Source organism: Microbacterium sp. SWDP-B6 (assembly GCF_059803615.1).
Genome location: NZ_JAPFGV010000003.1, coordinates 112,506 through 125,719, shown reverse-complemented (window position 1 = coordinate 125,719; position 13,214 = coordinate 112,506). Strand labels below are relative to the sequence as shown.

The 13,214-nt window shown below is 69.4% G+C and carries 14 protein-coding genes and 1 riboswitch; of the genes, 9 read left to right on the top strand and 5 right to left on the bottom strand.

What is annotated here, in order from left to right; translation table 11 throughout:
* The first annotated feature begins 76 nt into the window (after nucleotides 1-76).
* Nucleotides 77-186: riboswitch (TPP riboswitch) on the top strand.
* The 5 genes from OPU70_RS06590 to OPU70_RS06570 all read left to right on the top strand — a co-directional run bounded on the left by OPU70_RS06590 (nucleotide 180) and on the right by OPU70_RS06570 (nucleotide 5,820).
* Nucleotides 180-836 (top strand): ECF transporter S component, encoded by a 657-nt coding sequence (locus OPU70_RS06590; protein WP_042541329.1) that lies wholly within the window; start codon nucleotides 180-182, stop codon nucleotides 834-836. Its footprint overlaps the riboswitch before it by 7 nt.
* Complete coding sequence (locus OPU70_RS06585) at nucleotides 833-2,293, top strand: ABC transporter ATP-binding protein (protein ID WP_498557372.1); 1,461 nt, start codon at nucleotides 833-835, stop codon at nucleotides 2,291-2,293. Before OPU70_RS06590 ends, OPU70_RS06585 begins: the two co-directional genes overlap by 4 nt.
* Complete coding sequence (locus tag OPU70_RS06580; protein ID WP_042541330.1) at nucleotides 2,290-3,087, top strand: energy-coupling factor transporter transmembrane component T family protein; 798 nt, start codon at nucleotides 2,290-2,292, stop codon at nucleotides 3,085-3,087. Before OPU70_RS06585 ends, OPU70_RS06580 begins: the two co-directional genes overlap by 4 nt.
* A gap of 215 nt (nucleotides 3,088-3,302) precedes the next feature.
* Nucleotides 3,303-4,403, top strand: coding sequence for a TerC family protein (locus tag OPU70_RS06575; RefSeq protein WP_455903729.1), 1,101 nt, complete (start codon nucleotides 3,303-3,305; stop codon nucleotides 4,401-4,403).
* A 94-nt stretch (nucleotides 4,404-4,497) separates the two neighbouring features.
* A complete protein-coding gene (locus OPU70_RS06570) occupies nucleotides 4,498-5,820 on the top strand; it encodes a hemolysin family protein (protein ID WP_309691644.1) in 1,323 nt (440 codons plus the stop codon).
* A gap of 3 nt (nucleotides 5,821-5,823) precedes the next feature.
* Here OPU70_RS06570 and OPU70_RS06565 read toward each other — a convergent pair whose 3' ends face one another.
* Nucleotides 5,824-6,549, bottom strand: coding sequence for a phosphotransferase (locus tag OPU70_RS06565; RefSeq protein ID WP_309691642.1), 726 nt, complete (start codon nucleotides 6,547-6,549; stop codon nucleotides 5,824-5,826).
* A 138-nt stretch (nucleotides 6,550-6,687) separates the two neighbouring features.
* Between OPU70_RS06565 and OPU70_RS06560 the strand changes: the two genes are divergently transcribed.
* From OPU70_RS06560 to OPU70_RS06550, 3 genes are all read left to right on the top strand, one after another.
* Nucleotides 6,688-7,338: a hypothetical protein gene (locus OPU70_RS06560; protein ID WP_228385586.1), complete on the top strand. Its 651-nt coding sequence runs from the start codon at nucleotides 6,688-6,690 to the stop codon at nucleotides 7,336-7,338.
* Between the two features lie 171 nt (nucleotides 7,339-7,509).
* A complete protein-coding gene (locus tag OPU70_RS06555; protein WP_455903727.1) occupies nucleotides 7,510-8,271 on the top strand; it encodes an SDR family NAD(P)-dependent oxidoreductase in 762 nt (253 codons plus the stop codon).
* Between the two features lie 86 nt (nucleotides 8,272-8,357).
* On the top strand, nucleotides 8,358-9,191 hold the full coding sequence (locus OPU70_RS06550; protein ID WP_042541335.1) for an SDR family oxidoreductase: 834 nt from the start codon (nucleotides 8,358-8,360) through the stop codon (nucleotides 9,189-9,191).
* A gap of 24 nt (nucleotides 9,192-9,215) precedes the next feature.
* On the opposite strand, the gene OPU70_RS06545 is transcribed toward OPU70_RS06550, so the two are convergent.
* Genes OPU70_RS06545 through OPU70_RS06535 form a run of 3 tightly spaced genes read right to left on the bottom strand, consistent with a single transcriptional unit; the run spans nucleotide 9,216 to nucleotide 11,213 of the window.
* Nucleotides 9,216-9,965: a sulfite exporter TauE/SafE family protein gene (locus OPU70_RS06545; RefSeq protein WP_079113667.1), complete on the bottom strand. Its 750-nt coding sequence runs from the start codon at nucleotides 9,963-9,965 to the stop codon at nucleotides 9,216-9,218.
* A gap of 1 nt (nucleotide 9,966) precedes the next feature.
* Nucleotides 9,967-10,605, bottom strand: coding sequence for a bifunctional 4-hydroxy-2-oxoglutarate aldolase/2-dehydro-3-deoxy-phosphogluconate aldolase (locus OPU70_RS06540; protein ID WP_309691632.1), 639 nt, complete (start codon nucleotides 10,603-10,605; stop codon nucleotides 9,967-9,969).
* 53 nt (nucleotides 10,606-10,658) lie between these two features.
* Nucleotides 10,659-11,213, bottom strand: a complete 555-nt coding sequence (locus OPU70_RS06535; RefSeq protein WP_498557371.1) for a ribosomal protein L7/L12 — start codon at nucleotides 11,211-11,213, stop codon at nucleotides 10,659-10,661.
* Between the two features lie 70 nt (nucleotides 11,214-11,283).
* On the opposite strand from OPU70_RS06535, the gene rlmN reads away from it, so the two are divergent.
* Nucleotides 11,284-12,573, top strand: a complete 1,290-nt coding sequence (gene rlmN / locus OPU70_RS06530) for a dual-specificity RNA methyltransferase RlmN (RefSeq protein WP_194285969.1) — start codon at nucleotides 11,284-11,286, stop codon at nucleotides 12,571-12,573.
* Here rlmN and OPU70_RS06525 read toward each other — a convergent pair.
* Nucleotides 12,522-13,181 carry an NAD(P)H-dependent oxidoreductase gene (locus OPU70_RS06525; protein ID WP_455903725.1) on the bottom strand — a complete coding sequence of 220 codons (660 nt, stop codon included), beginning with the start codon at nucleotides 13,179-13,181 and terminating at the stop codon, nucleotides 12,522-12,524. The genes rlmN and OPU70_RS06525 overlap by 52 nt on opposite strands.
* Nucleotides 13,182-13,214: the final 33 nt, after the last annotated feature.

The following is a 13,214-nucleotide window of genomic DNA, read 5'->3' as shown; positions in this document are numbered from 1 at the left end:
ACGGTACCGAACTCGCGCAGGGATCAGTGTCGCTGCAACAGGAGCAGACGTGAGTGTCGTCACTGGGTAAGATCGTCAGAACAACCACGGGAGTCCGGCGAGCCGGGCTGAGAGGGAGCGAATCGCGCTTCGACCGTCGAACCTGATCTGGGTAATGCCAGCGCAGGGAGGAGTCACTGATGAGTACATCCACGTCCGGATCCACCACGGAATCCGCAGCCGTCTCGCGCGCCTCGAAGGGCCTCGGTCGCCCTGAGCTCTGGCGCTGGCGGGTCGTCGACATCGTCGTCGCCAGCGTCATCGCCGTCGCGTGCGCGCTGATCTTCCTGCTCTGGAACGTCGGCTACGAGGTGCCCAGCAGCATCCTGAAGCCGCTGCTCCCCGGCGTGCAGGGCCTGCTCGCCGGCCCCTGGCTCATCGCCGGTGTGCTGGGCGCGCTGATCATCCGCAAGCCGGGCGCCGCGCTCTACACCGAGCTGGTCGCCGCGATCATCTCGGCCCTCGTCGGCAACGCCTGGGGTCCGCTGACCATCGTCTCGGGCCTCGTGCAGGGTCTCGGTGCCGAACTGATCTTCCTCGTGTTCCTCTACGGCGTCTGGCGTCTGCCCGTCGCGATGCTGGCGGGTGCCGGAGCGGGACTCGCGTGCGGCATCAACGACCGCATCCTCTGGTACGCCGGAGCAGACACGCTCTTCACGACCATCTACATCGTCTCGACCACCATCTCGGGTGCGGTGATCGCCGGACTCGGCGCGTGGCTGATCGCCCGAGGACTCGCGGCGACGGGAGCCCTCAGCCGGTTCGCCGCCGGCCGCGAGGTCACCGCACGGGTGTGAGGTCGCCCACGACGCCCGCCACCCTCGAAGCCCACGGCTGGGGGTGGCGGTACGCGACGCGACTGCGGTGGGCGGTGCGCGACGTCGACCTGCGCATCGAACCGGGCGAGCGGGTGCTGCTGCTGGGGGCCTCCGGCTCGGGCAAGTCGACCCTGCTGCAGGGGTTCGGCGGGGTGCTCGGAGGGGCGGACGAGGGCGAGACGCACGGAGGGCTGCTCGTCGACGGCGTGCCGCCCATCCAGGCGCGTGGTCGAGTCGGCATGGTGCTGCAGGACCCCGACACGCAGACGATCCTCGCGAGGGTCGGCGACGACGTGGCATTCGGCTGCGAGAACCTCGGCGTCCCTCGCGAGGAGATCTGGCAGCGGGTGCGCGCGGCGTTGGACGCCGTCGAGCTCGATGTCGCACTCGATCGATCGACGGCCGCGCTGTCGGGCGGTCAGAAGCAACGTCTCGCGCTCGCCGGTGTGCTGGCGATGCGACCGGGCGCGATCCTGCTCGACGAGCCGACCGCGAACCTCGACCCCGAGGGAGTGCAGGACGTGCGGGATGCCGTCGCCGCCGCCCTCGACGCCACGGGCGCCACCCTCGTGGTGATCGAGCATCGCATCGACGTCTGGCTGCCGCTCGTCACGCGGGTGATCGTGCTCGGCGCCGAGCCGGAGGGCACCGTCGTCCTCGCCGACGGGAGCCCTGAGCAGGTGCTCGGCGCGCGAGGGGCCGAGCTCGCGGCATCCGGTGTGTGGGTTCCCGGCCACCCGCCCGCCGTTCCGCCCGCGCCGGCGCACCAGCCGGGGGAGACCCTCCTCGAAGCGCGCGGCCTCACGGTCGCTCGGCGACGGGGGCTCGCGGTCGCCGGGCCGTTCGATGTCGAGGTTCGCGCGCGCGAGGTGCTCGGCGTCACCGGCGCGAACGGCGCAGGAAAGTCGACGCTCGGACTCACGCTCGCAGGGCTCATCCCCGCCGAGGACGGCCGGGTCGCGGCTCTGCCCGCGCTCGCCGCCGGAGAGAAGCCCGACCCCATCCGCTGGTCGTCGCGCGCGCTGCTCACCCGCATCGCATCGGTCATGCAGACTCCCGAGCACCAGCTGCTCGCGAAGACCGTGCGCGACGAGCTGTCTGTCGGCCCTCGGGCTCTGAAGCTCTCCGAGCCCCAGATCACCGCTCGTGTCGACGACCTCCTCGAACGACTGCGGCTCACCTCGCTCTCCGGAGCCAACCCGTACACGCTGTCCGGCGGGGAGAAGCGGCGGCTCACGGTCGCCGCGGCCCTCGCCACCCGGCCGCGGATGCTGGTGCTCGACGAACCCACCTTCGGGCAGGACGCCACGACCTGGGCCGAACTCGTCGGCCTGATCGCACGCCTGCGTGACGAGGGCACGGCGATCGTGGCGATCAGCCATGACGAGGCCGTGCTGGACGCCCTGCATGCGCGGCGCCTGGAGGTCGGCCGATGATCGATCCGCTGACCGCCCGCATCGAGAGACCGGGGCCGATCGCCCCTCGCTCAGCGCTCGCGAAGCTCGCCGCGGCGCTGCTGATCGCGCTGCCGCTCGTGCTGACGATCGACGTCGTCTCGGCATCCGTCGCCCTGCTGCTCGAGATCCCGCTGCTCCTTCTCGCCGGCCTGCGGGCCAAGGAGTTCTGGACCCGCACCGCCGTGCTGTGGATCGCAGCGCCGCTGAGCGCGGTCACCATCGCGCTCTACGGCGCGACCAGCGGAACGGTGCACTTCGAGTGGCTGGTCATGCGCGTCAGCGACGGGTCGCTCGCCCTCGCCGCAGCGACCGCCGTGCGCGTTCTCGCGATCGGGCTGCCGGCCGTGGTGCTCTTCGTCACGGTCGATCCCACCGATCTCGCCGACGATCTGGCTCAACGGGTGAAGCTGCCGGCGCGGTTCGTCGTCGGCGCGCTCGCGGGCATGCGGATGCTGGGCCTGCTCGCCGATGACTGGCGCGCACTGGCACTCGCGCGGAGGGCTCGCGGCGTCGCCGACGAAGGGCGGGTTCGCCGAGCTCTCGGCATGGCCTTCGCGCTGTTCGTGCTGGCCATCCGACGCGGATCCTCCCTGGCCACCGCGATGGAGGCCCGCGGCTTCGGCGGCACAGCGCCCCGCTCGTGGGCGAGGGAGTCGAGGTGGGATCGGCGGGACACGGTGCTGGTCGTCGTCGCGGCGGTGATCCCGGTGGTGGCGATCGTTGTGGCTGTGCTCACCGGTGCGTGGAACTTCATCCTCGGTCCGACCGCCTGAGGCGCACGAACGACAGACCCGCAGCATCCACTCAGCTTTCTCATAGCTGGAATGCCGATGTATTCGCTAGCATCGAGTGAACCCAAGGGGAGTACTCCACCACGGGCGGCTCGTCATTACGGATGTCCCTGCATCCCGGGTCCCCGGTTCTCGTTCTCGAGGATGGAGAAGACCTTGGCGTCGACATCGTCACGCCTACGTCTTCTGGAGACCTCTTGAACATCACGCCTCTCGTGTGGATCATCACGATCGCCGTCACGATCGCCTTCTTCGTGTACGAGTTCTTCGCCCACGTGCGAAAGCCCCATGAGCCGACCATCGGCGAGTCCGCCCGCTGGTCTGCCTTCTACATCGGCCTCGCGCTGCTGTTCGGTGTCGGCATCGGCACCGTGTCCGGCTGGACCTACGGCGGCGAGTACTTCGCCGGGTACCTCACCGAGAAGGCGCTGTCGATCGACAACCTCTTCGTCTTCCTGATCGTGATGACCGGCTTCGCCGTGCCGCGCATCTATCAGCAGAAGGTGCTGATGATCGGCATCGTGATCGCGCTGATCATGCGCGGTGGGTTCATCGCCCTCGGCGCCACGCTGATCGAGAACTTCTCGTGGATCTTCTACCTCTTCGGCGCCCTGCTGCTGTTCCTCGCCTACCGACAGGCCTTCGCGCACGGCGAGTCCGACCCCGCCAACGGCCGCTTCATGCGGTTCGTACGCCGTGTCCTGCCGGTGAGCGACGAGTACAACGGCGATCGCCTGACCGTGCAGCGCGACGGCAAGCGCTTCTTCACTCCGATGTTCCTCGTGATCATCGCGATCGGCTTCGTCGACCTGATCTTCGCGGTCGACTCGATCCCCGCGATCTACGGTCTGACCGAAGAGGCGTACATCGTCTTCACGGCCAACGCGTTCGCCCTCATGGGTCTGCGTCAGCTGTACTTCCTCATCGGCGGTCTGCTGCAGCGCCTGGTGTACCTCGCCCAGGGTCTCGCGGTCATCCTCGCCTTCATCGGCGTGAAGCTCGTGATGCACGCCCTGCACGTCAACGAGCTGCCGTTCATCAACGGCGGCGAGCCGCTGCTGTGGGTGCCCGAGATCCCGATCTGGTTCTCGCTGGTCTTCATCGGCGCGACCATCGCCGTCGCCACCATCGCGAGCCTCATGAAGACGCGACGCGATGACAAGCGCACCGCGCTCGAGACCGAAGCCGCAGCTGCGCTCCCCGGATCCTCGGATGCCGACTCCACGGTGACCTCCGCTTCGACCTCCGCTTCCTCCTCCGACACCGGCACCACCCACACCCAGAAGGAACACTCGTGAACCAGTCGCGCCGCTCCGACGCGTCCGCAGACCCCGACAGATCCGGCGCCCGAATGACCTCGGGCACCCCCGCACCTCGTGAGGTGACCCGCTGATGGGCGACCTCGCGGTGAACATCGCCCTGGTGTTCGTCTTCGTCCTCGTCGGCGGCGTGTTCGCCGCGACCGAGATGGCGCTCGTCACGCTGCGTGAGAGCCAGATCAACGCGATCGCCGCCCGCGGCAGACGAGGTGAGAAGGTCGCGAGCCTGGCTCGCAACCCGAACACCTTCCTCTCGGCGGTGCAGATCGGCGTGACGGTCGCCGGCTTCGCGTCGGCGGCATACGGTGCGACCTCGATCGCCCCGTCGGTCGCGCCGCTGCTCGAGAACCTCGGCGTCGCGGCGCCGCTGGCCTTGACGCTGGCGACCGTGCTGCTGACGCTGGTGATCGCGTACCTCTCGCTCGTGCTGGGCGAGCTGGTGCCCAAGCGCCTCGCGATCCAGCGCAACGCGCAGTTCGCGTACGCCGTCGCGCCGGTGCTCGACGGCTTCGCCACCGTCATGCGGCCCGTCATCTGGCTGCTCTCGGTGTCGACGAACGCGGTGGTGCGCCTGCTCGGAGGCGATCCGCACAAGGCCGCCGACGAGCTCAGCGAGGAAGAGCTGCGCGACATCGTCGCGACGCATCAGAGCCTCCCCGACGATGAGCGACGCATTCTCGACGACGTGCTGTCGCTGCGTGGCCGCCAGGTGAGCGAGGTCATGCGGCCTCGTCCGGAGGTCGTCGCACTCGACGGTGCGGCGACGCTGGCCGAGGCGATCTCGCAGGTCAGGGAGCTGCCGTTCTCGCGGTACCCCGTGATCGACGCGTCGCTCGACGACATCGTGGGCTTCGTGCACGTGCGCGATCTCTTCGAGGCCGCAGCCGACGACGCGACGCGCGAGGTGCTCGGCCTCATGCGCCCGGTCGAGTACGTGCCGTCGACCGCGGGCGTGCTGCCGACCCTGACCCGCATGCGGGCGGCCGGGCACCAGATCGCGGTCGTCGTCGACGAGTACGGCGGCACCGACGGCATCGTGACCCTCGAGGACCTCGTCGAGGAGGTCGTCGGCGAGATCTTCGACGAGTACGACACGGAAGACCGGATGCAGGATGCCGGCGGCGCTCTCGACGGGCGCCTGAATCTGCAGGACTTCGCCGAGATCACCGGCATCGCCCTGCCCCGAGGCGCGTCGGACACGGTCGCCGGTTTCGTGACCGAGATGCTCGGGCGCCTCGCGGTGGTCGGCGACTCGGTCGAGGTGCCTGGGGCGACGATCCGGGTCACTGCGGTCGATCGGCGACGGATCGCCGAGATCCGGGTGGTTCTGCACGAGGACGTCGACGTCGATGCCGCCGCGGATGCCGATCCGGGCGCCTCTGCGCCGAAGGGCTGAGGCTCAGGTCTCGTTCCAGAGTCGCCGGTAGTACTCGAGCCGCTCCCGATCGGGGGCGATGCCGTAGGCCTCGATGAGCACGTCGGCCCAGCCGGGACCGAAGTTCCACTCGGTGCTCATCGAGGCGACGGCGATGTCGGCCCAGCGGTCGGCAGTGCCGAGCGCGGCGAGATCGACATGTGCGAGCGGTCGACCGGCATCGTCGAGCAGCGTGTTCGGCATGCACGCGTCGCCATGACACACGACCAGCCTGTCGGCGGGCGGCGGCTCGCGCAGATCGGCGGGCACGGTGACGCCCCGCTCTTCGGCGTTCGCGATCCTCCAGGCCGGGTCCCACGTCCAGCGGCACTGCTCGACGGGCAGCGAGTCGTGCATCGTCCGCAGGGCTGCGCCGACGGCGCGCACCGAGGTCTCCGGGTCGTCGATCCAGCGGTGGTCCACCGCACTGCGGCCGGGCAGCGCGACGGTGACGAGCCACTCGTGAGTGGCGTCCTCGCCCTGATCGATCACCTCGGGAACCGTGATCCAGCGCCGTGCCCACCGCATCCGCTCAGCCTCATCGCGCATGTTCGCCTCGGCGTCGTGCGGCCCCCACTTGATGTAGCGCCCGTCGTCGGTGCGGAATGTGACCCCGCCGATGCCGTTCAGCCACACCGGCGTCAGCGTGGCGCCCGCGGCCAGGGACCGCACGATCGGCGGGATGTCCGTCGTGGCGGATGGGATGCTCATGGGTCGCTCACCTCGTGTCTGAACGTATATCGGAATGCACGTATTTTCCCGGTTCTCGGAGGCCATGCGCGGTTAGTGTCAGTCCCGGTCGCCGTCGGCGGCCGCATCATCCATCCCACTCGACACCCAGAGGTCTTCGTGCGCGTTTCGTCTCGGTCGCAGTGGTGGCGGCGGCACGGCAGCGATGCCGACGCCGCCTCGTCCGCATCCGAGGTGCCCGGTCCGGGCGCCGCTCAGGCTACCGCGTTCGGACTGCCGAAGGCTCCGGCGATCTCGTCGCAGGAGTCCGGTGAACGGGATCTCGACCAGTTCGTGCAGTGGATCTGGAGTGAGGACGCCGAGTCATCCGTGCCGGCATCCGCATCCGCATCCGCGCCCGACGACACCGGCGCACGCATCACCATAGAGGAGCAGTACAACATGAGTTCACTTGACGACGCCCTGCAGCAGCTGCTGGCCATCGAGGGCGCCACGGGAGCCGCGATCGTCGACTACGGCAGCGGAATGGCCCTCGCCCAGGGCGGCAACCCCTCGTTCGATCTGGGGATCGCCGCGGCCGGCAACTCGAACGTCGTGCGCGCCAAGCTCGCGACCATGAGAGACCTCGGGGTCACCGACGAGATCGACGACATCCTCATCACCCTGAGCTCGCAGTACCACCTGATCAACGTGCTCAACGCCACCGGCGCAAGCGGTCTCTTCATCTACCTGGTGCTCAACAGCGCGTCGGCGAACCTCGCGCTCGCACGTCACAAGCTGAAGGGCATCGCCGCGCAGATCGAGGTCTGATCTCGCGAGTCGCCTGGAAGGGGCGGGGCCATGACGGCTCCGCCCCTTCGGCGTGCGCGGCGTAGGCTCGGGATCGACACTGTCGACGGAGGCCACACTCCTGACGTGTCGCCTGAAACTCGGAATCAGCTAAACTGACACTGAGTCGCACACGTTTCGAAGGAGAACCGCATGCAGATCCAGGGCTCGAGTGCTCTCATCACCGGCGGTGCGTCCGGTCTGGGCCTCGCCACCGCACGAACCCTCGCCGCCGCGGGCGCCGTCGTCACGATCCTCGACCTGCCGTCCTCGGCCGGAGCCGAGATCGCCGACGAGCTCGGCGGAGTCTTCGCGGGCGGCGACGTGACGAGCGCCGATGATGCCGCCGCGGCCGTCGCCGCAGCTCAGGCGGCAGCGCCGCTGCGCATCGTGGTCAACTGCGCCGGCATCGCCCCGCCGGCCAAGGTGCTCGACCGCGAGGGCAACCCCGCGGTGCTCGCCGACTTCGAGCGCATCGTGCGCATCAACCTGGTCGGCACCTTCAACGTCCTCTCGCAGGCATCCGCCGTGATCGCGAAGAACGAGCCGACAGATGACGGTGACCGCGGCGTGATCGTGAACACCGCGAGCGTGGCGGCCTTCGACGGTCAGATCGGTCAGCCCGCGTACTCGGCATCCAAGGGCGGCGTGCACGCGATGACCCTTCCGGTCGCTCGCGAGCTCGCCCGCTACGGCATCCGCGTCTGCACCATCGCCCCCGGCATCATGGAGACGCCCATGCTGATGGGCCTCCCGCAGGCCGCGCAGGACTCGCTCGGCCAGCAGGTGCCGTTCCCCTCGCGCCTCGGACGTCCCGACGAATACGCCGCCCTCGTGCAGCAGATCGTCGAGAACGGCTATCTCAACGGAGAGACGATCCGCCTCGACGGCGCGATCCGCATGGCACCGAGGTAGACCCCTGCGGCGTTCGAATCGGGCAACTCACCCGATTCGAGCACCGGATACAGCAATTCACGCGATTCGAAACGAGAAGGCGGCCGATGAGCACACTGGCAGGCAAGACCATCCTCATGTCCGGCGGGAGCCGCGGCATCGGCCTCGCGATCGCGCTGCGCGCCGCGGCCGACGGCGCGAACATCGCGATGCTCGCGAAGACCGACACCCCGCATCCGAAGCTCGAGGGCACAGTGCACTCGGCGGCCGAGCAGATCAGGGCAGCCGGCGGCCAGGCGCTGCCGATCGTCGGCGATGTGCGTGACGACGACGACATCACCGAGGCCGTGATGAAGACGCAGGGCGAGTTCGGCGGCATCGACATCGTCATCAACAACGCGAGCGTCATCGACCTCTCGCGCTCGCTCGACCTCGGCGCGAAGAAGTACGACCTCATGCAGGACGTGAACGTGCGGGGAACCTTCATGCTGTCCCGCGCGGCGATCCCGATCCTCAAGGACGCGGAGAACCCCCACATCCTGTCGCTGTCGCCGCCGCTGAACCCCACGCCGAAGTGGCTCGGCGCGCACACCGGGTACACGCTCGCCAAGTTCGGCATGACCATGGTGACGCTCGGCCTCGCGTCGGAGTTCGCCCGTGACGGCATCGCCGCGAACACCCTGTGGCCGCGCACCACGATCGCCACCGCCGCAGTGCAGAACCTGCTCGGCGGCGACAAGGTCATGGCCGCGAGCCGCACGCCCGACATCTATGCGGATGCCGCCTACGCCGTGCTGCTCAAGCCCGCGGCCGAGTACACCGGCCAGACGCTGATCGTCGAGGACGTGCTCGAAGCCGACGGCGTCACCGACTTCTCGCAGTACGCCGCCGTGCCGGGAACCCCCGACGACCGGCTGTTCCCCGACATCTTCCTCGACTGAGGCGCTCTCGCTCCGGCGGGCGGCTCAGAACAGCAGGTAGACGGCGCCGGCGATCGTCAGGACGATCACGATGCGGTCGAACAGCACCTGGTTCATGCGCTTCGCCAGCCGGATGCCGGCCAGTGCGCCGAGCACGACGAGCGGCGCGAGCACGGCATCCATCAGCAGCACGTGCCCCTCGAACAGGCCGAGTCCCGCGAGGAACGGGATCTTGACGAGGTTGATGATCGCGAAGAACCAGGCTGAGGTGCCGAGGAACACCTGCACCGGAGTGCGGGTCGCGAGGAAGTACATCGACATGACCGGGCCGCCGGCGTTCGCGACCATCGTGGTGAACCCGCCGAGCGTTCCGTAGACGCCCGAGAGCACGATGCCGCCGGGCGCGGGCGCCACGGCATCCGCCCGATTCTGTCGCCAGCGGCGCCACAGGGTGACGGCGATCATCGCGAGCAGGATCACCCCGATCGCTCGTCGGACGATCCCGTCGCCCGCGATCGCGAGGAACGCGAAACCCGCCAGCAGCCCCGCGAGCACGGCCGGCGCCAGGCGCAGCAGAGTCGGCCAGTGCGCATGGCGGCGGTAGGTGATCAGGGCGAACACGTCGCCGACGATGAGCAGCAGGAGCATCGCGGCGGTCGACGTGCGCGCGGGCAGCACGGTCGCGAACAGGGCGATCGCCAGGATGCTGCCACCGGGCAGCGCGGTCTTCGAGATGCCGATCGTGACCGCGGCGAGGCCGAGCGCGGCCCACGCCAGGGGTGCGAGTTCGATCACATCAGCGTCGAGCGGCGGCGAGCGCTGCAGCGAATCGAGCCGAGCGCTGCTCGATGTCGGCCCAGTCGGAGGCGGCGAGCGAGGCGCCGTTCGCCAGGTCGCCACCTGCGCCGACGGCGACGGCACCGACGCGGAACCACTCGGCGAGGTTGTCGGGGCTGACGCCTCCGGTCGGCATCAGCGGGGCGTCGGGGAAGGGTCCGCGCAATGCGCCGAGGTACGAGGGGCCGCCGAGCGAGGCGGGGAAGATCTTGACGACATCCACGCCGAGCTCGAGCGCGCCCATGACCTCGGTCGGGGTCATCGCGCCGGTCATCACGACGCGGCCGGTGTCGAGCATCGCGCGCGTCAGCGAGGGGAGGGTGCCGGGACTCACGAGGAACTCCGCACCGGCGTCGGCGGCGAGTGCGGCCTGCTCGGCGGTGGTGACGGTGCCGGCGCCGATGTACGCGGCATCACCGTGGCGAGCGATCAGCTCGCGGATCACGGCGGGGGCGTCGGGTGTCGAGAAGGTCACCTCGATGCCGGTCACGCCGCCGCGGATGATCGCCTCGGACGCCTCGAGCGCGAGCTCGGGGGAGGGCGCGCGGAGCACGGCGAGGACGCCGGTGGCGCGGGCGCGGGAGAGACGGTCGGACATCGGTGCTCCTTCAGTGGGGGATCGCATCCATTCTCCCCGACCGCAACCTGTAATTACAACTGACGCGGTCGTGGCCACGCCTCGACGACGTCCTTCGACTCCTTGAGTCCCAGGCCCGTGTGCTCCCTCACGAGCTTGATCGCCTGGATCTTCTGGTCGGCGGACACGAGCCGGTCGACCTCCGATGAGACGGATGCCGGCAGTGCCCCGCGCACCGACGACGGCGTCGCCGTGATCGACGAGTGCACGGCCGAGGCGTTCGACACGGCCGCGAGATGCGGGGCCGTGGTGCTGACCGACCAGTGGTCGATGCGATCCTTCGCCTCCTGCAGGCGCACGCCCGTGTGCTGCCGGTAGAGCTTGATGGCGTTGATCTTGTGCCCCGCCGCGACGAGCCGGTCGATCTCGGCGATCGCCGCGGGAGTCAGCTGCGACGCCGAGGCGGTCGACGTCGACGTGGAGGCCACCGAGCGGGCCATCGTGGGCGAAGGGGTGAAGACGTGGGGCTCGGGCGCCTGGGGGCGCATCGACCGCAGCGCTGCGCCGATGATCACCACTCCGACGACGACAGCTGCGATGAGCGCGCCGACAGCGATGATGATGTCCATTCGCTCAGTCTAGGGATGCGGGCGCGCCGGCCCCAGGGCCTTCCCACCCGGCACCGCGTACCCTGGAGGTATGACCGAGACTCCCCGCACGCGCGAGACGCGCCCCGCCACGGCACCCGCGTCGTCCCGTTCGGGGGCCGTCCGTTCCACCGGCGTCGCCCAGGTGCGTCCGGCGACCGAGGGATGGACCCAGCAGAAGGATGCCGAGGGGCGCCCGCTGCTGCAGTTCGCGAGCCCCAAGCGCGGCAAGCCGCCGGTGCACCTCGCCGACCTCACGCCGGCTGAGCGCATCGAGAAGGTCAAGGAGCTCGGCCTCCCCGGCTTCCGCGCGAAGCAGCTCTCGACCCACTACTTCCGCCACTACACGTCGGATGCCGCGGAGATGACCGACCTCCCCGCCGACACCCGTGAGCAGCTCGTCACCGGCATGCTGCCGCCACTGCTCACCGAGGTGCGTCGCCTCGAGACCGACCGCGGAGACACGATCAAGTTCCTGTGGCGTCTGCACGACGGCGCCCTGGTCGAGTCGGTGCTGATGCGCTACCCCGGTCGCATCACGCTCTGCGTCTCGTCGCAGGCCGGATGCGGCATGAACTGCCCGTTCTGCGCCACCGGCCAGGCCGGCCTCACGCGCAACATGTCGACGGCCGAGATCATCGAGCAGATCGTCCGCGCCAACCGTCTGATCGCCGAGGGCGGCCTCGGTGGCAAGAAGTCCGACGACCACTCGATGGAGCGCGTCTCGAACATCGTCTTCATGGGCATGGGCGAGCCGCTCGCCAACTACAAGCGCGTGATGGATGCGGTGCGCTCGATGGTCGCCCCGCAGCCCGACGGCCTCGGCATGAGCGCTCGTGGCATCACCGTGTCGACGGTCGGACTCGTGCCGGCGATCAAGAAGCTCGCTGACGAGGGCATACCGGTGACCTTCGCGCTGTCGCTGCATGCGCCGGACGATCACCTGCGCGACGAGCTGATCCCCGTGAACTCGCGCTGGAAGGTCGACGAGGCGCTCGATGCCGCTCGGTACTACTACGAGAAGACCGGCCGTCGCGTCTCGATCGAGTACGCGCTGATCAAGGACATGAACGACCACGCCTGGCGCGCCGACCTGCTCGCCGACAAGCTCAACGAGCGCGGCCGCGGATGGGTGCACGTCAACCCGATCCCGCTGAACCCGACTCCCGGGTCGATCTGGACCTCGTCGACCCGTGAGGCCCAGAACGAGTTCGTGCGCAGGCTCAACGACGCCGGCATTCCGACGACCCTCCGCGACACCCGCGGCAAGGAGATCGACGGTGCCTGCGGTCAGCTCGTCGCGACGACCGAGGACGAAGCGGCTTCCGCCGCGATGGCCTGAGATCCCTGACGCTCTGCGGGCCCCGACGGGGTGCGCGAGCTGTCGCGGATGCCGTCTCGGCGGCCCAGTGACTCCGCCCGGGTCAGCCACGATGCGATGCGCTCGGGGCTCGCATCTTTGACGCCCAGCATCCTGGTCGTGCGCACCGAGCGGACGCCGCAGAACCGCAGCGTGCCACGGGCGACGTGCGTCTGCGCGGGCAGACCCGTGAAGGGTGTGAGGAACCACGGAGTGTCGGCGAGCAGGAGCAGGCGTCCGTTGCGTGCGGGCAGCAGCCCCTCGGGAAGGCCGAGCTTCGAGTAGCGGTACTCCTGCTGAGGGAGCAGTGCCCGATCGAAGAAGCCCTTGAGCAGGGCCGGCACCGACCCCCACCAGAGCGGCGTGAACACGACGACCGTCGCGGCCTCGGCGAGGGCGCGCTTGGCGTCGATGAGGTCGGGCTCGAGCTCCATGCGCTGGCGGTAGCCGAAGCGCAGCGACGGATCGAACTCGAGATCGCGCAGCGCGAGGATGCGCGCATCTCCGTGCGCTGCGGCGTAACGCCGGGCGAGCTCGGCGGTGAGTGAGCGGGCATCGGGGTGGCCGTCGATGATCAGGGCGGAAGGCATGCGGACTCCTATGTTGACAGTGTCAAGCTTGGT

What these genes read in the sequence shown, in the direction of transcription:
- OPU70_RS06590 (WP_042541329.1), top strand. Translation starts at nt 180, where the DNA reads ATGAGTACATCCACGTCCGGATCCACCACGGAATCCGCAGCCGTCTCG.
- OPU70_RS06580 (WP_042541330.1), top strand. Translation starts at nt 2,290, where the DNA reads ATGATCGATCCGCTGACCGCCCGCATCGAGAGACCGGGGCCGATCGCC.
- OPU70_RS06570 (WP_309691644.1), top strand. Translation starts at nt 4,498, where the DNA reads ATGGGCGACCTCGCGGTGAACATCGCCCTGGTGTTCGTCTTCGTCCTC.
- OPU70_RS06565 (WP_309691642.1), bottom strand. Translation starts at nt 6,549, where the DNA reads ATGAGCATCCCATCCGCCACGACGGACATCCCGCCGATCGTGCGGTCC.
- OPU70_RS06555 (WP_455903727.1), top strand. Translation starts at nt 7,510, where the DNA reads ATGCAGATCCAGGGCTCGAGTGCTCTCATCACCGGCGGTGCGTCCGGT.
- OPU70_RS06550 (WP_042541335.1), top strand. Translation starts at nt 8,358, where the DNA reads ATGAGCACACTGGCAGGCAAGACCATCCTCATGTCCGGCGGGAGCCGC.
- OPU70_RS06540 (WP_309691632.1), bottom strand. Translation starts at nt 10,605, where the DNA reads ATGTCCGACCGTCTCTCCCGCGCCCGCGCCACCGGCGTCCTCGCCGTG.
- OPU70_RS06535 (WP_498557371.1), bottom strand. Translation starts at nt 11,213, where the DNA reads ATGGACATCATCATCGCTGTCGGCGCGCTCATCGCAGCTGTCGTCGTC.
- rlmN (WP_194285969.1), top strand. Translation starts at nt 11,284, where the DNA reads ATGACCGAGACTCCCCGCACGCGCGAGACGCGCCCCGCCACGGCACCC.
- OPU70_RS06525 (WP_455903725.1), bottom strand. Translation starts at nt 13,181, where the DNA reads ATGCCTTCCGCCCTGATCATCGACGGCCACCCCGATGCCCGCTCACTC.